We start from the raw sequence: 20,248 nt of genomic DNA, 5'->3' as shown, positions 1-20,248 counted from the left end.
CGTCCCGGGCCCATGTTGGACCGCTGGGCACACACCCAGTTGTCGCCTTACACGCATGGTGTTTCTACAGCGTCTTTGCGGATGGCGTTTGACGACTGGGTGACACACCTGTTTTTGAACCCTGCTGAACAACTCAAGCTGCTGCAACTCGCGGTGCAAAGTCTGCAGCAGTGGACGCAATTCGTTGCCCTAGCCCAAATAGACGACTGCAAACCCTGCATTGAGCCCTTGCTGTACGACACGCGTTTTGTGCACCCGGCTTGGCAGGCATGGCCGTTCAATGCGATGAGCCAGTCTTTTTTGCTCACGCAACAATGGTGGCAAGAGGCGACGACTGGGGTGCGTGGGGTTTCGCCACACCACGAGTCGGTGGTCAATTTCGCGGCCCGCCAGTGTCTTGACATGGTCTCTCCCGCCAATTTCGTCATGACCAACCCCGAGGTGCTGGAGCGCACCCAGCAAACCATGGGGGCCAATTTGCGTCAGGGTTTTCAGAACTGGCTGGAGGACACCCATCGCTGGCAGACGGGCCAGCCACCCCATGGTGCCGAGGCTTACCAAGTGGGGCGCAATGTGGCCGTTACGCCGGGGCGGGTCATTTACCGCAACCCACTGATGGAGCTGATCCAGTACACACCCACCACCGACCAGGTGCACCCCGAGCCGGTGTTGATCGTGCCGTCGTGGATCATGAAGTACTACATCCTTGATTTGTCGCCGCACAACTCGCTGATCAAGTATCTGGTGGATCAGGGGCACACCGTGTTGGCCATGTCCTGGGCCAATCCCGGGGGCGATGACCGCGACCTGGATCTGGACGATTATTTGCGCATGGGCGTGATGGATGCCTTGGAGGTGGTGTGCGCCGTGTTGCCCAGACGCAAAGTGCATGCAGTCGGGTATTGCCTGGGCGGTACGCTGCTGAGCATTGCGGCTGCGGCCATGGCCAGAGACGCCGACGACCGCTTGGCCAGCATCACGCTGCTGGCAGCACAGACCGACTTTACCGAGCCCGGTGAGCTGGAGCTGTTCATCGATGACAGCCAGGTCGCGCACTTGGAAGACATCATGTGGGACCGAGGCTATCTGGACAGCACGCAAATGGCGGGTGCGTTCCAGTGGATGAACTCGAACGATCTGATCTGGTCGCGTTTGTTGAAAGATTATTTATTGGGCGAGCGCGCACCCATGAGCGATCTGATGGCCTGGAACGCCGATGGCACCCGCTTGCCCTACCGCATGCATGCCGAATATTTAAGGCGCATGTTTTTGAACAACGATCTGGCCAGCGGCCGTTACCCCGTGAACGGCAAGCCGGTGGCTTTGACCGCAATTCAATGTCCGATCTATGCCATTGGCACCGAGCGTGACCACGTCGCACCATGGCGTTCGGTGCATAAATTGCATCTGCTGACGAATGTGGACACCACCTTCTTGTTGACGTCAGGGGGGCACAACGTGGGCATCGTCAACCCGCCTGGAGTGCCGGGGCGCAGCTACCGAGTGCTGACCCGGCCACACGACGGGCCGTATCTGGACCCCGATGCTTGGCTACAAGCGGCAGCCAGGCTTGACGGTTCGTGGTGGCCGCATTGGCAGGCTTGGTTGCGAGACCATTCTGGCGAACTGGGGGCATTGCCCGGCATGGGCGCACCCGACATGGGTTTGTCGCCCCTGGACGATGCACCCGGACACTACGTAATGGAAAAATAAGGGGCACAGCACATGGACACCCGCCACCCTCCATTTCACGAAATTTTTGCGCAACTGGGCTTGCCCTGCGATGCGGTGAGCATGTTGCAAAACATCGCGGTGTCACAAAAAATTAACGCAAACGACTTTTCTGTGTCATTGCACCTTTGGATCATGGCGTCATTGATTCAAAGGAGAGCTGGACATGAAAGAGTTGCCAAATCCAACGTTCGCGTTGTCCCCGATCAGTTTGCCCAGGGGGTTACTTCATCCGGCGCAGTCCAACTCCGCTGTGGATTTCTTGCCTCGCCGCGCCCAAAACGCTATTCACGTCACTTGGGCAAAGCATCAAGACGAAGTCCGCGAAGCGCAAAGACTGAGGTTTGACGTCTTTGGCACCGAAATGGGGGCGCGCTTGTCGTGCAAGGTGCCCGGTCATGACATCGATTTATTTGACGATTATTGCGAACACCTGTTGGTGCGGCACAGCCAAACGGCGCGGGTGATCGGCACTTACCGTGTGCTCACGCCTGCCCAAGCCAAACGCGCAGGCAGTACTTACAGTGACACCGAGTTTGATTTGACCCGCCTGCGCGGCATGCGCAACCGCATGGTGGAGCTGGGCCGCAGTTGTGTGCATGCCGAGCACCGCCAGGGCGGTGTGATCATGGCCTTGTGGGGGGCTTTGTTCGAGTTCATGGACCGCAACCGTCTGGACACCATGATCGGTTGCGCCAGCATCCCCATGTTGCACAACGGCGTGGTCACAGGCAATGTGGCTGCCAGCATCTGGCACCAGTTGCGCCAAACCCACCTGGCCGATATCCAGCACCATGTCCGGCCCCGCCTGCCTTTGCCGGTGGAAGAGCTGGACCACAGTTTGCCGATCGAGCCGCCTGCGCTCATCAAAGGCTATTTGAGACTGGGTGCCAAGGTTTTGGGGGCACCCGCCTGGGACCCGGACTTCAATACCGCCGACTTGCCCATGATGATGCGCACGGCGGATTTGCCTGCACGCTACCGCAAGCATTTTTCGGCGGGTTCGGCATGATCCTCCCACCGGCCCCGCAGCAAAATACGGCACTTTTTAAAACCGCACATGCGGATCTTGAGAGTGCTTTTCGTCTGGATTCGCCAATGACGAATGCGGGCGGTGGTGAGGGTTTTGATGACCAAGATACGCCAGCAGGCCGACCGCGCTTGCGGGCGATTTTCATTTCAGACTTGCACATTGGCACGCCAGGTTTTCAGGCCGAGGCTTTGCTCGATTTTTTGAAACACCACCCCAGCGACATGCTGTACCTGGTGGGCGATATTGTGGATGGTTGGCAGTTGCGCAGACGTTGGTTTTGGCCGCAAAGCCACAACGATGTGGTGCAAAAACTGTTGCGCCGAGCGCGCAAAGGCTGCCGCGTGATCTACGTGCCGGGCAACCACGATGAATTTGCCCGGCATTTTGTGGGGCACGCGTTTGGCGGTGTCGAGGTGGTGCACGACACCGCACACACCACGGCCACGGGACTCAAGCTCTGGGTGGTGCATGGCGACCATTTTGATGGTGTGATCCAGTGCGCCAAGTGGCTGGCGCATGTGGGGGACTGGTTGTACGAGTTGACCCTCAAGATCAACCGGCACCTGAACAGCTTCAGGGCCCGCATCGGGCTGGAATACTGGTCTTTGTCAGCCTACCTCAAGCTCAAGGTCAAAAAGGCGGTCAACTTCATCAGCGACTTCGAAGTGGCCGTCGCGCACGAGGCACAGCGCCGTGGTTTTGATGGCGTGGTGTGCGGGCACATTCACCATGCCGAAATCCGCGATGTGAATGGCATTTTGTATTGCAACGACGGCGATTGGGTGGAAAGCCGAACGGCCTTGGTCGAGCATGCAGACGGGCGACTGGAGATCATCCACTGGGGTGCCCAGGCGCTGGTCGTGAACCGAGCGCTAGCGACCGAGGCGGTGGTCGCATGAAACTGGCACTGATCACCGACGCTTGGCATCCGCAAGTCAATGGCGTGGTCACGACCTTGCACGAATTGGTACGAGCGTTGGGGCCTTTGGGGGTGGATGTCTCGGTGCTGCACCCTGGTTTGTTCAAAAACCGCAGTTGCCCAGGCTATGCCGGCATCGACTTGGCGGTGCGTCCCTACAAAGCCTTGGCTGCGATGCTCGATGCCCTGCAACCCGACGCGGTCCACATTGCCACCGAAGGCCCATTGGGTTGGGCAGCGCGCAAACATTGTCTGAAAAAGGGGTGGAAATTCACCACCGCGTTTCACACCAAGTTTCCTGAAATTCTCAAGGCCGCATTGCGCGTGCCCCTGTTTTTGGGTTACGGCTTGTTTCGCCACTTTCACAGGCCGTCATCGGGTGTGATGGTGCCCACGCAAGGCGTTCTCAATATGTTGCAAAGCCGTGGCTTCAAGTCGCTCAAGCCCTGGACGCACGGTGTCGATCTGGATTTGTTTGAGCACCGTGCCGTGCCCTTGGAAATCCCAGAATTGCAAGGCCGGGATCGCCCCTATGCGCTGTTTGTTGGCCGTGTTTCGTACGAAAAAAACATCGATGCCTTTCTGGACTTGCAACTGCAGGGCACCCGCATCGTGTGTGGCGTGGGCCCGCTGGAGGCGCAACTCAAGGCGCGATACCCGGATGTGGTTTGGATGGGCGTGCTGCCACGCCAGCAGTTGGCCGATGTGTACGCCGCTGCCGATGTGTTTGTGTTCCCTTCGCGCAACGAAACATTCGGTTTGGTCATGCTCGAAGCCATGGCCTGTGGCACACCTGTGGCGGCCTTTCCGGTGGACGGGCCCTTGCAGGTTTTAGGTGATGGCGATGGCGAGGCCACGGGTGGCGTGTTGTCTGAAGATCTGAGCGCCGCGTTTCAACAGTGTCTGCAAGTGCCGCGCAGCGAAGCGCGTCAACGCGCCGAGGCTTTTGGCTGGCCGAGGACGGTAGAGATGTTCAAGTCGAATTTGGTTTCTGTGGGCGGAGACGCGCACCCACGTGCCTGATTCACTGACTTGTCATCAAATTGACACGGCACATTCCTAGAATAAATTTTTGATTCCTTCAAGCAACGCCATGGTTCATACAAAAGTCGAGACTTCAGCAGCAGACGATCGGCAAGCCCTGCTGGACCGCGATCTGAGCATTTTGGCCTTCAACGAGCGTGTGCTCGATTGGGCGCATCGCCCGGAAGTGCCGGTGTTAGAACGCCTGCGCTACCTGTGCATCGTGTCGTCCAATCTGGATGAGTTTTTTGAGGTGCGCGCCGAGCCGCATGTGATGGGCAGTTTGCAGGGTCTGAAATCGGGGCCCTACACACAAAAAAGTCTGGCCGCCATTGCCGAAAGAACCGGTGCCATGGTGGCGCGCCAATATGCGCTGTACAACGAGGATTTGTTGCCCACCTTGCAGCGCAAGGGCTACCGCATCTTGTCGCATGGTGAGCGCAATGCCGCGCAGCGCCAGTGGGTGCGCAGCTACTTTCAGCGCGAAGTCCAGCCCTTGCTGGTGCCTGTGGGCTTGGACCCTGCGCACCCCTTCCCTCAGGTGGCCAACAAGTCATTGAATTTCATTGTTCAGTTGTCCGGCAAAGACGCGTTTGGTCGGTCCAATGAAATTGCGATTGTCAAAGTCCCACGTGTGCTACCGCGCTTGATTCCTTTGCCGGCCAGGGTGTGTGATGGCACCACCGCTTATGTCTTGTTGTCCAGCGTGATTCGGGCGCACTTGGCCGAATTGTTTCCGGGTCGCGAAGTCGGGCAGTTCTCGCAGTTTCGGGTGACCCGCAACTCCGAATTGGCGGTGGACGAAGACGAAATTGCCAATTTGCGCATGGCCTTGCGCCAAGGTCTGCAGCACCGGCACTACGGTCAGGCGGTGCGGTTGGAGGTGTCTGCCAACTGCGCACCGCGATTGGCAGAATTTTTGCGCAAAGAATTCCAGTTGCCAGAGGAGGCCGTTTTCCGGGTCAACGGGCCGGTGAATTTGGTCCGCTTGATGCAGTTGATTGATCTGGTCAATGCGCCGGAATTGCTCTTTCCGCCTTACGCGGCCAGTTTCCCTGCGCAGGTGCCGCAACACGGTTCGGTGTTTGCACGTCTCAAAGCGGGCGACGTGATGATTCACCAGCCGTTCGAGAGTTTCGATGGCGTGCTCGCGTTTTTGCGCGAAGCCGTCATGGACCCGAATGTGCTGGCGATCAAGCAGACGATTTACCGGGCTGGTAGCGACCCGACCATGATGGATTTGCTGCGCGAGGCCGTTCGCCGTGGCAAGGAAGTCACGGCCGTGGTCGAGCTGAAAGCGCGTTTTGACGAAGAGGCCAACATCAACTGGGCCGAACAGCTTGAATCGATTGGCGTGCAGGTGGTGTACGGCATTGTCGGGCTCAAGACGCACGCCAAAATGCTGTTGGTCACACGCCGTGAAGGGCGATTTTTGCGGCGATATGGGCATTTGTCGACCGGCAATTACAACCGCCGCACGGCCGCGCTGTATACGGACATCAGCTACCTCACGGCCGATGCCGAGATCACGTCGGACATGGACCAGCTGTTTGGCCACTTGGCCAGCCAGAGCCGGTTGCCGAAAATGAAGCGTCTTTTGGTGGCCCCTTTTCAGCTGCACGCCGACATGCAGGCGCGCATTGCCGCCGTGGGTGAAGCGGCTGCGCGGGGCGCTTCAGGCCGCATTGTCATCAAAATGAATGCGCTGACCGACATGCCCTTGATCGAGGCTTTGCTCGAGGCGGGGCAAAAAGGGGCCCGCATTGATTTGATCGTGCGGGGCGCTTGCATGCTGCCTGCCCGCGTTGCGGGTTTGAGTGAAAACATCCGGGTGCGCTCGGTCATCGGCCGCTTTTTAGAGCATTCCCGTGTGTTTTATTTTTGCGCCGACCAAGACGAGTCGCTGTATTTGTCGAGCGCCGACTGGATGAGCCGCAACATGACGCGCAGGATCGAATTGGCCTGGCCCGTGACAGACCCGCTTTTGCGTCAACGCATCATCGACGAATGTCTGCTGGCCTACCTGCACGACGGGCTTGATGCCTGGGACTTGGCACCCGACGGTCAGTACCACCGGGTGGGATTGACTGCACCGGGCCATGGTGCTCAAAACGCCTTGATGCAGCGGTACAGCGCCGCGACCCGCCAGGAGTGAGTGCGATGGACTTGATTGTTTGGCGTCATGCCGAAGCCCATGATGCAGAGCCCGGTGACGACGACATGCAAAGGGCCTTGACGCCCCGTGGGCGCAAACAAGCCGAACGCATGGCGGCTTGGCTTGAAAGCCAATTGCCGCAAGGCACACGCATCTTGAGCAGCCCTGCCGTCAGGGCCGAGCAAACAGTGCGTGCCTTGGCGCGTAAATACAAAGTGCGCGATGCCTTGTCACCCGGTGCGTCGGTGCAGGATGTGCTCGAAACCTCAGGTTGGCCCGATGCCAAGTACCCGGTGCTGCTGGTGGGGCATCAGCCCGCATTGGGCGGCGTGATTGCCCAGTTGCTGCACATGCCGGATGACGCTTGCGCCATCCGCAAAGGGGCTGTTTGGTGGTTGCGTCGACGCAGCCGTGAAGGCCTCGACCAAACAGTGCTTTTGGCCGTGACCTCTCCGGAAAAACTCTAGCCTGCGTCAGTCTTTGGCGGGGCGACCGGTCTTGATGGTCGGAACGCTGGCCAGGGCCTTTTTGAAGGCGGCGTCGGTCATGCCGCTGAGTGCGCTCAAGCCCGCACGAATCAATTCGCTTTTCTTGACGCCAACGCCCAGCGTCAAAGCACGCTTTTTCATCTCGCCGATTTGCAGTAGCTCGGTTTTTGGGATGGTGAAGCTGTCACGCACGACTTTGACTTTTTTGTCTTTCAATGGCTTGGTGGGGCTTGTTGCTTGCTTGTTCACTGTGGGCTTGGTGCTTGGCTTTGGCGACACTGTTTTGGCCGATTTGGCGGGCGATTTTGCCGGCGCTGTTGCAGGCGATTTGGCGACAGGCTTGACCTTTTTGACGGCCTTTGGCTTGACGGCAGGTTTCACAGCAGGTTTCACAGCTGGTTTTACACTGGACTTGACCGTGGGCTTGACTGCTGGCTTCACGGACGCGGACTGCGTGCGCCGGGTTTTGGGGGCTGCCTTGGTGGGCGCAGCGCTTGCCGGGACGGCGGTTTTCTTGCTTGCTGGCGCCGTGGCTTTGCTGGTCACGGGGGCGTTGGCGGCGTTGGCCGAAGGTGTGGCTGGGGCGGATGTGGCGGAAGGTGAGTTCATGGTCAATGAGTTTTTGAAATTAACGGTGTATACAGTTTATACCGTTGATTAAAAAATCACAAGCCAGCCGTTCAATCTGTTTGAACCTGAAGCGCCCAGTCTGTTTTTTGCCAAGCGGTTTTTTCTTCACGCAAAAGGTGGGCTGACTGAGGCCACAGTTCGGCCCAGCTTTGGCTGATGCGCAGACGAGCGCTGCGGCGCAGTGGGTCGCAGTCGATGTTCAGACCCGACAAGTCCGGGTCCCTTCGTGCATGGCACAAGATGACCGCCAGCCGCAGGGCCATGAGCTGTTGCACAAAGCTGGCGTCCACCATGTTGACTTCGAGTTTGCGCAATTTTCCCCGGTGGCCCAGCACCAATTGGCTTAGTCGGTGCAACTCGTCCAGGGTGAAGCCGGGCAGGTCGGTGTTGTCCAGAATGTAAGCACCATGCTTGTGGTAATCGCTGTGCGAGATGCGCAGGCCGGTTTCGTGCAACTGGCAAGCCCAATGCAGTTTTTGCAAATAGCGCTGACGCTCGCCGGCGGGTGTGTCCGCGGTGTCTGGAATCAGGGCTGCCAGCACATGTTGGGCAGTTCGGGACACCCGTTCGGCTTGCAGTTTGTCGGTGCCAAAGCGCTGTGCCAGCCAATCGACCATCGAAGAGCGAACGTCTTGTGTGCCTTCGCGGTCGATCAGGTCGTACAGTGCACCATGCCTGAGCGCGCCTTGGGCGGCTTGCATTTCATCGATTTGCAGCAAGTCAAATACCGCTTGCAAGACGGCCAGCCCACCGCCAATGACGGGCTTGCGGTCTTCCTTGACGCCTTCGAGCCGAAGGTTGTCCGGCTTGTGGGCTTTGAGCAAACGGTCTTTCAGCCAGGCCAGACCTTCGCGGGTGATTTTGCCCTCAGGCCAGCCTGAAGCGGTCAAGACATCGGACACCGCCCCCACCGTGCCCGACGAGCCGTAGCACTTGTCCCAGTGGCTGCGGTTGAAAAAGGTCAAGGCTTCGTCCAGCACCGCTTTGGCTGCGATTTCGGCAGACTTGAAGGCCGATGCAGTCCACACACCCTCTGGAAAAAACTTCATCGACCACGCCACACTGCCCACGCGGTAAGACTCCAGGGTGTTGGCGCTTTCGTTCTGGCCCAAAATCATTTCGGTGGATCGACCCCCAATGTCCACCACCAAGCGCCGTTCAGGCGACTGTGGCAGCAAGTGCGAGACGCCCAGATAGATCAGACGGGCTTCTTCTTTGCCCGCAATCACTTCAATTGGAAAGCCCAGTATGCGTTTGGCTTTGGCCAAAAAAACGTCGCGGTTACGCGCTTCGCGCAGGGTTTGGGTGGCCACTGCACGCACCTGGCTGGGCCTGAAACCCGCAATGCGTTCGCCGAAACGGGCCAGGCAGTCCCAGCCCCGTTCCATGGCTTCATCGGTCAGGTTGCGATCGGCATCCAGACCGTTGCCTTGCCGAACGGTCTCTTTGATGTACTCCACGCGCCGTAACTGACCCGCATCCATTTGGCCGATTTCGAGCCGAAAACTGTTGGAGCCCAGATCAATGGCAGCGAAGAGAGACTTGGTTTGCATGGGGGAGAGCGACGTGGGCAAAAGAAGTTTCAGATTATGTGACGAACGTGTGTCGACTTGATGACAAAGCACCCTAAATCGAAACCCAGGCCGCTAAGGGCCGCAGGCACCAAGGGCCTTTGCAGCACTGCGTCCGATGTTCAGCCGTTGCGCTGTCCACAAGCTGCCAGAGGCATCTCGGCACAGGGCACACCTTGGCAGCAGTGGTCGGTCAAAAAACCGACCAAGCTTTGCATGGCGGGCATGTCGGCGCAGTAACGCAAAAATCGCCCTTCGCGTTGCACGCTGACCAAGCCAGCGTGGTGCAGTTCCTTGAGGTGGAAGGACAGGGTGTTGGCCGGTATGTCCAGCGTTTGAGACAACTGGCCCGGCTGCATGCCCTCAAGGCCCGCACCCACGATGGCCCGGAACACACGCAGGCGCGAGCTTTGTGCCAAAGCTGCCAGGGCCTTGACGGCCAGTTCTTCGTCCATGGTGCTCAACAGCGCGTTGGCGTTCATGGCGCACCCGATGGCTCAGAAAGAGCGCTTTGCACCCGCAAGCCCATAGGCAAGCGCAAGGTGGTGAGCCAGCACACCAGCAGCATGAGTGCCGAGCCCAACAAGGCATACAGCAGACCGCCCCATTGGTACAGCAGGCCCGACAGCAGCGTGCCCATGAAGCGTCCGAGCGCATTGGCGGCGTAATAAAAGCCCACATCTTCGGCGGCTTTTTCTGAGCCCGCATAGGCCAAGATCAGATAGCTGTGGACAGACGAGTTGATGGCAAAAGCAAAACCGAAAAGGCTCAGGCCGCCCACCACCCACCACTGCAAATGGGGTGCTTGCAGCCACAAGGCGGCGGCAATCCCCAGCGGAATGAGCGTGAGCACAGCCGACCACCAACGCGCTGCGGGCACCTCACGGCTCAGGCCATCGGCGCTGCGCCGCACCAGTTGTGGCGCCAGCGCCTGCACCAGGCCATAGCCAATGGTCCAGGCCGCCAAAAAGCCACCCACCATGGTGAAGGTCCAGCCCACGGAATACAAAAATACGGGCACACCCACCACAAACCACACATCGCGTGCGCCAAACAAGACCACGCGAGCAGCCGCCAGCGCGTTGATGCCGTCATTTTTGGCAAACAATTCTCGTGCCGAACTGGAAGGTTTGCTCTTGCCCATCATGGGTGGCAAGCTGCTCACCACCCCGATCAGCACCACACCCAACAGGCCCGACATCGCCCACAGAGAGCCTTGAAACCCCAACGTTTCCAGCAGCAAACCGCCCAGAAAAAAGCCAAAACCTTTCATGGCATTTTTGCTGCCAGTGAACCAGGCCACCCATTTGAACAACTGGCCGTTGCCCGTGTCTTTGGCTTGCGCTTGCGTGATCTTGATGGCCGACTTGCTGGCGGTCTTGGTCAGGTCTTTGGCCACACCGCACACCCCTTGCGACAACACGACCCATGCCACCGACATGCTGGCTGTCCAGTCGGGTTGCAGTGCTGACAGCAAGCCAAAGCCGATGATTTGCGTGACCAAGCCCACCGTGAGCATGCGGGCAATGCCATAACGTGTGGCCAGCCAGCCGCCGATCAGGTTGGCCAATACGCCTGCAGCTTCGTACAGCAAGAACAAAAAGGCCAGCGTGAAAGGCGAGTACCCCAGCTTGTAAAAATGCAGCAGCACCAACATGCGCAAAGCGCCGTCGGTGAGGGTAAAGCCCCAATAAGCGGCCGTCACGATGCCGTAATGGCGTTCAGCTGCGTTCATATCAGAGGCCGACTTCGTTCATGTGGCAGGCCAAGTCCACCATGCGGCAGGCATAGCCCATTTCGTTGTCGTACCAGGCATAGACCTTGAGCATCGTGCCATCGGTCACCAGGGTGGACAGCGCGTCGACGATGGCGCTGCGTGTGTCGTGGGCGTAATCGACGCTGACCAAGGGGCGGGCTTCGTAGCCCAAAATGCCCGCCAACGGGCCTTGCGCTGCAGCGGCAAACAAGGCGTTGACTTCTTCGGCGCTGGTCTCACGCTTCATTTCGAACACGCAATCGGTCAGCGAAGCGTTGAGCACGGGGGCACGCACGGCGTGGCCGTTGAGTTTGCCCTTGAGTTCAGGGTAGATCAGGGCAATGGCCGTGGCGCTGCCTGTGGTGGTGGGGGCCAGGCTGGTCATGGCGCTGCGGGCGCGGCGCAGGTCTTTGTGCGGCGCATCGACCACCAAGTTGGTGTTGGTGGGGTCGTGGATGGTGGTGATTTGTCCGTGCCGAATGCCAATGGCTTCGTGCACCACTTTGACCACCGGAGCCAGGCAGTTGGTGGTGCAAGAGGCCGCTGTGACGATGCGGTCTTTGGCGGGGTTGTATTGGGTGTGGTTGATGCCCACCACGATGTTCAACACATCGCCCACCTTCACGGGGGCGGCCACGATGACACGTTTGGCGCCTCGGTCCAGGTGCCCCTGAATGGTTTCTGGGGTCAAAAATCTGCCTGTGCATTCGAGCACCAGGTCCACACCCATGTCGCCCCACGGAATGTCGGCCGGGTTCGCGTGTGATGAAAAGCCCAGGGTGCGCTCGCCGATGTGGATCTGGCTCTCGCCTTCGGCTTCGATGCGCTCGCGCCACTTGCCCTGCACGCTGTCAAAGGCCAGCAAATGCGCTGTGGCCGCTGCGCCACCTTTGAGTTCGTTCAGGTGCACCACCTCCAGGCGGTTGCCTGCGCGGGGGTCATCTTGCTGGCGCTCGGCAGCGCCCATGGCCGCACGCAGGGCCAAACGGCCAATGCGGCCCATGCCGTTGATACCGACTTTCATGCTTGATCTTTCAATGATTCTGGAAATGTGGTCTTTGAATTTTGTCATGCATTTATGACGGTGCCATGACGCACCTGTTCGGTACTTGTTCGGCACCTTTTCAGCGCCTCTGCCCTTTGGGTGTCTTCAAATTGTCAAAATAAAGCCATGATGCCGTCACAGTAAAACCATGAAATCAAGTTTTTCTAACTGGAGCTTTTCATGTCCAACCACGACTTTGACCCTGTTTGTAACACCTCTGACAACCTACATTTTCAGGACGTATTGGCCCAGTCCTTGCAAAACCCCATGCGACGTGGCCTGTTGCGCGGTGGTTTGGGATTGGCCGGTCTGGCCATGTTGCCCGGCTGCGCAACCCTGACTTCTGGCATGGCCGCTGCGCCCAGTGCCTTGGGTTTTGCAGCGGTAGAAAAAAGCCTGCTCGACAACGTGATGCTGCCCCCGGGCTACCAATACAGCGTGTTGCACGCCACGGGTGATGCACTGGACTCGGCTCTGGCCGCTTACTCCAACCGAGGCCTCGAATCGGACGACTGGTCACGCCGTGTTGGCGATCACCACGATGGCATGGACATTTATTACATCGATGCGAATGGCCGTTATTCCGACAAAGAAACCGGCCGCGCCGTGCTGTGCGTCAACCACGAAAGCTCGGCCGACTCGCATTTTCTGCACCCCAATGGCCAGACGTCCAACAACGTCAGCGGCAAAAAATTCGACCAGTTTGGCGAATGGGATTTGGGCACCCGCCCCGAGTTGGAAGTGCTCAAAGAGATCAACCTTCATGGCGTTTCGGTGGTCGAAATTGTCAAGACTCCGCAAGGCTGGCGCGTCAAGCAAGACTCGGCGCTGAACCGCCGCATCACGGCGCAAACCCCCGTGCGCGTCAGCGGCCCCCGTGCGCACATCGAACACGTTCGCAACTTCATGGTCAGCCGCTGGGACACAGCAGGGGCCATGGCCCGTGGCACGCTCAATAACTGCGGCCATGGCAAAACCCCATGGGGCACTTATCTGGGTTGCGAGGAAAACTGGGCCTATTACTTCCAGACCACCGGCGCAGGCGCGGCATTGTCTGCCAAGGAAGTGGCATCGCGCAAACGCTACGGCGTGGCTGCAGCGGCACCCGCTGCGGGGGCCAAAAAAGCCGCCAGCCAAGGCTGGCACACCGTGTCGACCACGGACGACCGCTTTACCCGTTGGAACTTGGCGGCCTTGGGTGCCAATGCCGAGAAAGATTTCCGCAACGAAGCCAACACCTTTGGTTTCATCGTCGAGATCGACCCGCTGGCGCCCAATTCCACCCCTGCCAAGCGCACGGCCATGGGCCGCTTTGCACACGAAGCCGCTGTGTGTGGCGTGCCCAAGGCGGGCGAACCGCTCGCGTTTTACATGGGCTGTGACTCGCGCAACGAGTACATCTACAAGTTTGTGACCGCTGCCGTGTGGGACCCGCGTGATGTGGGTGGCGGCATGCTGGCCGGCGACAAATACCTGAGCGAAGGCAAGTTGTACGCCGCACGTTTTGACGCGAGCGGCCAGGGTGAATGGCTGGAGCTGAACATCGCTGACCCGCGCGTTGCTCAGCACGTGCCTTATCAATTTGCCAATCAGGCCGATGTGTTGATCAACGCCCGCCATGCCGCAGACGCGGTGGGGGCCACCAAGATGGACCGTCCAGAGTGGGGCGCAGTCAACCACCGCAATGGCGAAATCTATTTCGCGCTGACCAACAACAGCGCCGCCAACCGCACGCCCACCAAGGTGGACTCGGCCAACCCCCGCGCCTACATGGACTTGGACGGCAAAAAAGTGGCTGGCAACCCCAACGGTCACATCATCCGTTTCAAAGAGGCTGGCCACACCAGTACCGCCAAGACATTTGCCTGGGACATCTTTTTGTTTGGCGCTGAAGAAGATTCGGGCGATGCCAACTTGTCGGGCCTGACAGCCAAGAATGCGTTTTCGTCGCCTGACGGCTTGTGGTTCAGCAAAGCCACCGGCATCTGCTGGATCCAGACAGACGATGGTGCCTTCACCGACGAAACCAACTGCATGATGCTGGCCGCCATTCCTGGTCAGGTGGGCGACGGCGGCAAGGTCACGGTCAAAAACAAGATGGTGGTGGGTGGTGTTGAGCAAACAGGCACCCAAGAAACTTTCTTGGGCGCTGCTTTGGGTGATGCCAAATTGCGCCGCTTCCTGGTGGCCCCCAAAGGCGCAGAAGTCACGGGCATCACCGAAACCGCCGATGGCCGCACCTTGTTTGTGAACATCCAGCACCCAGGCGAGTTGTCCAAGCCCTTGTCGTCCGGCGAAGCGCTCCAGAGCACTTGGCCTGGCAATCAGGGTGTCGGTCCCCAGGGTCGTCCACGCTCAGCCACCATCGTCATCACCCGCCAAGATGGTGGCTTGATCGGCCTGTAAATCGGCTCATGTGCGCGTTGCCCGTTGTGGGTGCGCGCACATGAAAATACCCCCATGCCATTGGATTGACTGGGCGATGGGCTGTTCCATTTTGAGGTCTGTGCGCCTGGTCAGCTGGGGTAAGCCGACCAGCCGCTGGCACGTCGACCAGGCGCTAATGTGGGCCAGAAAAATGTGCATGTGACCCGCTTCAACCGAGGTGTTCCGGTCCGTTAATGTGATTTTTGACACAGTATTGTCACAATACACCGCTAAAGTTGCATCAGTCCCCACGAAAGCCTTGTGGGTGATATCTAGAATTTTCACCCCTGAACAGGAGTTGACATGTTGAAATTGAAATCATTTGTGGCCGCCATTGGCCTGAGCGCTGTTGCTGCTGCCAGCTTTGCCGCCGACATCACCGGCGCTGGTGCCACATTCCCATTCCCCATCTACGCCAAGTGGGCCGAAGGCTACAAAGCCGCCACTGGCACTGGCATGAACTACCAATCCATCGGCTCATCCGGTGGCATCAAGCAAATCCGTGCCAAAACCGTGACTTTCGGTGCGACCGACGCGCCCGTCAAAGGTGAAGACCTCGACAAAGACGGCATGGTCCAGTTTCCGGCCATCATCGGCGGCACTGTTCCTGTGATCAACCTGGACGGTTTCAAGCCAGGTGAACTGCGCGTGACCGGTCCTGTGATGGCCGAGATGTTCATGGGCAAGATCAGCAAGTGGAACGACCCCAAGTTTGCGGCGTTGAACCCTGGCAAAAATCTGCCCAACGAAATCATCACCATCGTGCACCGTGCCGACGGTTCGGGCACCACCTTCAACTGGACCGATTACCTGAGCGCCGTCAGCAAAGACTGGGCTGACTCGGTGGGCAAGGGCGCTGCGGTCAAGTGGCCAGCCCCGACATCGGTCGGCGGCAAGGGCAACGAAGGTGTGGCTGCCAACGTGAACCGCGTCAAAGGCTCTTTGGGTTACGTGGAATACGCCTATGTCAAGAAGAACAAGATGACATTCATGCAAATTCAAAACGCCGATGGCAAATACGTCAGCCCAGACGATTTGACATTCGCAGCGGCTGCTGCCAGCGCCGACTGGTTCAGCGTGCCGGGCATGGGCGTGTCCATGGTCAACGCCAAAGGTGCGACCAGCTGGCCTGTCAGCACGGCTTCCTTCATCTTGATGTACAAGAACCCCGCAGACAAAGCGGCCTCTGCCGAAGCTCTGAAGTTCTTTGACTACGCCTTCAAAAATGGCAAGAAAATGGCCGCTGACCTGGACTATGTGGCATTGCCTGACAGCTTGACCGATCAGATCCGTTCCAAAGTCTGGTCACAAATTCAGAAGTAATCCAGGCCCATGCCTGCCATCCGTCGGTTGTTATCCAGCGACCGGCGGATCTTTTTTTTAATTGGATGAGATTTGTTTGATGGGCCAAGACATGCAAACCCCCCTTTCCGGTGCAGACAGCGCAAGCAATATGCAGGCCGTGGTCAAGCGGCAGCGGCTGCAAGACATGGTGTTTCACCGCCTGACACAGCTGTTCTCTTTGTTGGTTCTGGTGGCTTTGGCGGGGATCATCGTGTCCTTGTTCATCAATGCGTGGCCCACATTTGCCAAGTTCGGCACCCACTTCATTTGGTACGTTGAATGGGACATCATCAACGCAGAATTTGGTGCAGCGATTGCCATCGTGGGCACACTGGCCAGCGCAGGCATTGCGATGCTGGTGGCTGTGCCCTTGGCCTTCGGCATTGCGGTTTTTCTGACCGAAACCTGCCCTGTTTGGTTGCGTCGCCCCTTGGGCACTGCCATCGAGTTGCTGGCGGCCGTGCCGTCCATCATTTATGGCATGTTCGGCCTGTTCGTTTTCGCCCCCTTGTTTGCCGATTACGTTCAAGTGCCCCTGCGTGATTTGTTGGGGGGCATGCCCCTGATCGGTTTCCTGTTTGGTGGCGCCCCCAACGGCATGGGCATCATGGCGGCCGGCATTGTGCTGGCCTTCATGGTCTTGCCATTTGTGGCCGCCGTGATGCGCGATGTGTTCGAAATCACACCGCCCATCCTGCGCGAGTCGGCCTATGGGCTGGGTTGCACCACTTGGGAGGTCGTGCGCAAAATCGTGCTGCCGTACACCCAAAAAGGTGTGATCGGCGGCATCATGCTGGGCTTGGGCCGTGCATTGGGTGAAACCATGGCGGTGACCTTTGTGATTGGCAACGCCAACCGCATGCCCACGTCCTTGTTTTCGCCAGGCACCTCCATCGCTTCCACGCTCGCCAACGAGTTTGGTGAAGCCGATGACCTCCATATTTCTTCTCTTTTTGCGCTCGGCTTCTTGCTGTTTGTGATCACTTTCGTGGTTTTGGCGGCTGCCAAAATCATGATCAACCGGGCTGAAAAAGCCAAGGGGTTCTGACATGGCGATGAACATGAATGAAGGTTTGTACCGCCGTCGCCGTCTGGCCAATGCATGGGGCATGGTGACTTCCATGGTCGCCATGGGTTTGGGCCTGACGGTCTTGTTGTGGATTTTGGCGGTGTTGTTTTCCAACGGTTTCGCCGCCCTGGATTTGAACTTGCTGACCCAAGACACGCCAGCTCCCGGCACCGAAGGCGGTGGCTTGCGCAACGCCATTGTGGGCAGCTTGATGATGGTCGGACTCACCGTGCTGGTGGCTACGCCCGTTGGCATTTTGGCGGGCATTTACCTGACCGAATACGGTGACCAGAGCAAGACTGCCGAGCTGACCCGTTTTGTCACAGACATCATGTTGTCGGCGCCGTCCATCGTGATCGGCTTGTTTGTCTACGCGATTGCGGTGGCCACTTTGGGCTCGTTTTCTGGTTACGCCGGCAGCTTGGCTTTGACCCTGATTGCCGTGCCGGTGATCATGCGGACCACTGAAAACATGCTGCGCCTGGTGCCTGGTAATTTGCGTGAGGCCGCTTTTGCACTGGGTGCACCGCGCTGGAAAGTGTCACTCTCGGTGACATTGCGTGCGGCCAAGAGCGGCGTGATCACTGGCTTGCTGTTGGCCGTTGCGCGCATCAGTGGCGAAACCGCACCTTTGCTGTTCACGGCGCTGAACAACCAGTTCTTCAATGCCGACATGAGCAAGCCCATGGCCAACCTGCCTGTGGTGATTTTCCAATTTGCCATGAGCCCCTACGACAACTGGATTCGTCTGGCTTGGGCGGGTGCCTTGCTGGTGACCTTGACCGTTTTGATCTTGAACATTTTGGCTCGCGCATTCTTCCGCGATAAAGCCCAAGCCTAATTTTTGAATGATGGGACCCACATGCCTGTAACTCAACCGCTGCCTTTGAAAAGTGCGATTCAAATTCGCAATTTGAATTTTTTCTACGGAACCTTCAAAGGCCTGAAAAACGTCAACCTCGATATTGCCGAGAACAAGGTCACGGCCTTCATCGGTCCTTCGGGCTGTGGCAAATCCACTTTGCTGCGCACACTCAACCGCATGTACAGCCTGTACCCCGGTCAGCGTGCCGAAGGCGAGATCAATTTTGATGGGCAAAACATCTTGGATGCCAAGCAAGACCTGAACTTGCTGCGTGCCCGTGTTGGCATGGTGTTTCAAAAGCCGACACCCTTCCCGATGTCCATCTACGACAACATTGCCTTTGGCATTCGCTTGTACGAAAAGTTGGGCCGTGCCGACATGGACGAGCGTGTGGAATGGGCTTTGACCAAGGCGGCCATCTGGAACGAAGTCAAAGACAAGCTGGGCCAAAGCGGTTTGTCGTTGTCGGGTGGTCAGCAGCAGCGTCTGTGCATTGCCCGCAGTGTGGCCGTCAAGCCTGCTGTGATTTTGCTGGACGAGCCCACTTCTGCGCTGGACCCCATCTCGACGGCCAAAGTCGAAGAGCTGGTCAGTGAGTTGAAGAAAGACCATACCGTGGCCATCGTCACGCACAACATGCAACAAGCGGCCCGTGTGTCAGATTTCACGGCGTACATGTATTTGGGCGAGTTGGTCGAGTTCGGTCAAACCGAACAGATCTTCATGAAGCCCGCCCGTCAAGAGACCGAAGACTACATCACTGGCCGTTTTGGCTGATCAGGAGAAGCACCATGGAAAAACACATTTCTAGCCAATTCGATGCCGATTTGACCAACGTGTCATCGCGCGTTCTGGAGCTCGGTGGTTTGGTGGAGTCGCAAACGCGCCATGCCGTCTACTCCCTGGCCCAGTTCAACATGGAAGTCGCCAACCAGGTCATTGCCACTGAAAAGCAAGTCAACACCCTCGAGGTCGAAATTGACGCCGAGTTGGCTTCCATCATTGCCCGTCGCCAGCCCACCGCACGCGATCTGCGCTTGTTGATGGCGATCTCTAAGATCACAGGCAACCTCGAACGCGCGGGTGACGAAGCCGAGCGCATTGCCCGCATGGTCAAACAAATTCTGGAACAAGGCAGCCCACGCAACCTGCCTTCATCCGAGTTGAGAATTGCTTCGGATTTGGCATCGGGCTTGCTGCGCAAAGCGCTGGACGCCTTTGCGCGTCTGGATGTCAACACCGCGCTGGTCATCCTGAAAGAAGACGATTTGATCGACGCCGAATTCAACGGCTTTGTGCGCAAGTTGATCACTTACATGATGGAAGATCCGCGCACCATTTCGGCCAGTCTGGATCTGTTGTTCGTGGCCAAGGCGATCGAGCGCATTGGCGATCACGCCAAGAACATTGCCGAGTTTGTGATTTACGTGGTCAAGGGTGCCGATGTGCGCCACACCGCATTGACGGACATTGAAAAAGCGGTCCAATGAGAAGCCTGCCCAGAATTCTGATCGTGGAGGATGAGTCCGCGATCGCCGAGCTGATTTCTGTGAACTTGCGCCACAACGGTTTTCAACCTGTGTGGGCCATGGACTCGGAATCGGCTCAGCGCGAATTGGACGACATCTTGCCCGATGTGATTTTGCTGGACTGGATGCTGCCCGGTGAAAGCGGTTTGGCATTGGCCCGACGCTGGCGCGCATCCGCACGGACCAAGGCTGTCCCGATTCTCATGCTCACAGCGCGAGGCGACGAAGCCGATCGTGTGGCGGGCTTGGACGCTGGCGCCGACGACTACATCGTCAAGCCGTTTTCACCGCGCGAATTGCTGGCCCGAATTCGCGCTGTGTTGCGCCGTCGGGTGCCTGAATCTGTGGGCGGGGCCTTCATGCTCGGTGGTTTGCAATTGGATGCGGACACTTACCGCGTGAGCTGGCAAGACAAGCCCATCAAGGTCGGCCCCACCGAATTCAAGCTCTTGCAATACCTGATGCGGCACCCGGAGCGTGTGCACACGCGCGGTATGTTGCTGGACAAAATCTGGGGTGATCACGTTTACATCGAAGAGCGAACGGTGGATGTGCACGTCAAGCGCTTGCGAGAATCCTTGGGTGAGGCGGGCAGTATGATCGAAACCGTTCGCGGTGCCGGGTACCGCATGACCGGTTCACCTTCGACATAACTTTGTATTT

Annotated in this window: 19 protein-coding genes; 14 read left to right on the top strand and 5 right to left on the bottom strand. The window is 58.2% G+C overall.

What is annotated here, in order from left to right; genetic code table 11:
- Positions 1 to 12 precede the first annotated feature (12 nt).
- The 6 genes from ACZ5RG_RS10410 (at position 13) to sixA (ending at position 7,328) form a co-directional block, all read left to right on the top strand.
- Positions 13 to 1,713, top strand: coding sequence for a PHA/PHB synthase family protein (locus tag ACZ5RG_RS10410; RefSeq protein ID WP_464446991.1), 1,701 nt, complete (start codon positions 13 to 15; stop codon positions 1,711 to 1,713).
- 184 nt (positions 1,714 to 1,897) lie between these two features.
- A complete protein-coding gene (locus ACZ5RG_RS10405) occupies positions 1,898 to 2,743 on the top strand; it encodes a GNAT family N-acetyltransferase (protein WP_315135437.1) in 846 nt (281 codons plus the stop codon).
- 86 nt (positions 2,744 to 2,829) lie between these two features.
- Positions 2,830 to 3,663, top strand: coding sequence for a UDP-2,3-diacylglucosamine diphosphatase (locus tag ACZ5RG_RS10400; RefSeq protein ID WP_464446990.1), 834 nt, complete (start codon positions 2,830 to 2,832; stop codon positions 3,661 to 3,663).
- Positions 3,660 to 4,706, top strand: coding sequence for a glycosyltransferase family 4 protein (locus ACZ5RG_RS10395; RefSeq protein WP_464446989.1), 1,047 nt, complete (start codon positions 3,660 to 3,662; stop codon positions 4,704 to 4,706). Before ACZ5RG_RS10400 ends, ACZ5RG_RS10395 begins: the two co-directional genes overlap by 4 nt.
- 70 nt (positions 4,707 to 4,776) lie before the next feature.
- Positions 4,777 to 6,861 (top strand): polyphosphate kinase 1, encoded by a 2,085-nt coding sequence (gene ppk1 / locus ACZ5RG_RS10390; RefSeq protein WP_464446988.1) that lies wholly within the window; start codon positions 4,777 to 4,779, stop codon positions 6,859 to 6,861.
- 5 nt (positions 6,862 to 6,866) lie between these two features.
- A complete protein-coding gene (gene sixA / locus ACZ5RG_RS10385) occupies positions 6,867 to 7,328 on the top strand; it encodes a phosphohistidine phosphatase SixA (protein WP_312260213.1) in 462 nt (153 codons plus the stop codon).
- A gap of 6 nt (positions 7,329 to 7,334) precedes the next feature.
- On the opposite strand, the gene ACZ5RG_RS10380 is transcribed toward sixA, so the two are convergent.
- Complete coding sequence (locus ACZ5RG_RS10380; RefSeq protein ID WP_464446987.1) at positions 7,335 to 7,490, bottom strand: hypothetical protein; 156 nt, start codon at positions 7,488 to 7,490, stop codon at positions 7,335 to 7,337.
- A gap of 31 nt (positions 7,491 to 7,521) precedes the next feature.
- Between ACZ5RG_RS10380 and ACZ5RG_RS10375 the strand changes: the two genes are divergently transcribed.
- Positions 7,522 to 8,010 carry a hypothetical protein gene (locus ACZ5RG_RS10375; RefSeq protein ID WP_464446986.1) on the top strand — a complete coding sequence of 163 codons (489 nt, stop codon included), beginning with the start codon at positions 7,522 to 7,524 and terminating at the stop codon, positions 8,008 to 8,010.
- A gap of 19 nt (positions 8,011 to 8,029) precedes the next feature.
- Here ACZ5RG_RS10375 and ppx read toward each other — a convergent pair whose 3' ends face one another.
- From ppx to ACZ5RG_RS10355, 4 genes are all read right to left on the bottom strand, one after another.
- The gene (gene ppx / locus ACZ5RG_RS10370) at positions 8,030 to 9,532 is read right to left on the bottom strand and encodes an exopolyphosphatase (RefSeq protein WP_464446985.1); all 1,503 of its coding nucleotides are present in this window, start codon (positions 9,530 to 9,532) and stop codon (positions 8,030 to 8,032) included.
- A 140-nt stretch (positions 9,533 to 9,672) separates the two neighbouring features.
- Positions 9,673 to 10,005: an ArsR/SmtB family transcription factor gene (locus tag ACZ5RG_RS10365; RefSeq protein ID WP_464448201.1), complete on the bottom strand. Its 333-nt coding sequence runs from the start codon at positions 10,003 to 10,005 to the stop codon at positions 9,673 to 9,675.
- A 23-nt stretch (positions 10,006 to 10,028) separates the two neighbouring features.
- The gene (gene arsJ, locus ACZ5RG_RS10360; RefSeq protein ID WP_464446984.1) at positions 10,029 to 11,285 is read right to left on the bottom strand and encodes an organoarsenical effux MFS transporter ArsJ; all 1,257 of its coding nucleotides are present in this window, start codon (positions 11,283 to 11,285) and stop codon (positions 10,029 to 10,031) included.
- A 1-nt stretch (position 11,286) separates the two neighbouring features.
- Complete coding sequence (locus tag ACZ5RG_RS10355; RefSeq protein WP_464446983.1) at positions 11,287 to 12,330, bottom strand: ArsJ-associated glyceraldehyde-3-phosphate dehydrogenase; 1,044 nt, start codon at positions 12,328 to 12,330, stop codon at positions 11,287 to 11,289.
- Positions 12,331 to 12,531: 201 nt separating this feature from the next.
- Here ACZ5RG_RS10355 and ACZ5RG_RS10350 point away from each other — a divergent pair, with 201 nt between their 5' ends.
- From ACZ5RG_RS10350 to phoB, 7 genes are all read left to right on the top strand, one after another.
- A complete protein-coding gene (locus ACZ5RG_RS10350; RefSeq protein ID WP_464446982.1) occupies positions 12,532 to 14,757 on the top strand; it encodes a PhoX family protein in 2,226 nt (741 codons plus the stop codon).
- A gap of 324 nt (positions 14,758 to 15,081) precedes the next feature.
- Positions 15,082 to 16,101: a phosphate ABC transporter substrate-binding protein PstS gene (gene pstS / locus ACZ5RG_RS10345; protein WP_315237360.1), complete on the top strand. Its 1,020-nt coding sequence runs from the start codon at positions 15,082 to 15,084 to the stop codon at positions 16,099 to 16,101.
- Between the two features lie 91 nt (positions 16,102 to 16,192).
- Complete coding sequence (gene pstC / locus ACZ5RG_RS10340; RefSeq protein ID WP_298602996.1) at positions 16,193 to 17,170, top strand: phosphate ABC transporter permease subunit PstC; 978 nt, start codon at positions 16,193 to 16,195, stop codon at positions 17,168 to 17,170.
- 7 nt (positions 17,171 to 17,177) lie between these two features.
- Positions 17,178 to 18,032 carry a phosphate ABC transporter permease PstA gene (pstA, locus tag ACZ5RG_RS10335; protein WP_298602993.1) on the top strand — a complete coding sequence of 285 codons (855 nt, stop codon included), beginning with the start codon at positions 17,178 to 17,180 and terminating at the stop codon, positions 18,030 to 18,032.
- A gap of 21 nt (positions 18,033 to 18,053) precedes the next feature.
- Entirely contained in the window at positions 18,054 to 18,833 is a 780-nt protein-coding gene (gene pstB, locus ACZ5RG_RS10330; protein ID WP_298602990.1) for a phosphate ABC transporter ATP-binding protein PstB, read from the top strand.
- Between the two features lie 14 nt (positions 18,834 to 18,847).
- Positions 18,848 to 19,546 carry a phosphate signaling complex protein PhoU gene (gene phoU / locus ACZ5RG_RS10325; protein ID WP_464446981.1) on the top strand — a complete coding sequence of 233 codons (699 nt, stop codon included), beginning with the start codon at positions 18,848 to 18,850 and terminating at the stop codon, positions 19,544 to 19,546.
- Positions 19,543 to 20,238, top strand: coding sequence for a phosphate regulon transcriptional regulator PhoB (gene phoB / locus ACZ5RG_RS10320; protein WP_464446980.1), 696 nt, complete (start codon positions 19,543 to 19,545; stop codon positions 20,236 to 20,238). Before phoU ends, phoB begins: the two co-directional genes overlap by 4 nt.
- Positions 20,239 to 20,248: the final 10 nt, after the last annotated feature.

This window comes from Limnohabitans sp. TEGF005, assembly GCF_055394835.1.
This window is presented reverse-complemented; position numbering and strand designations above follow the sequence as displayed.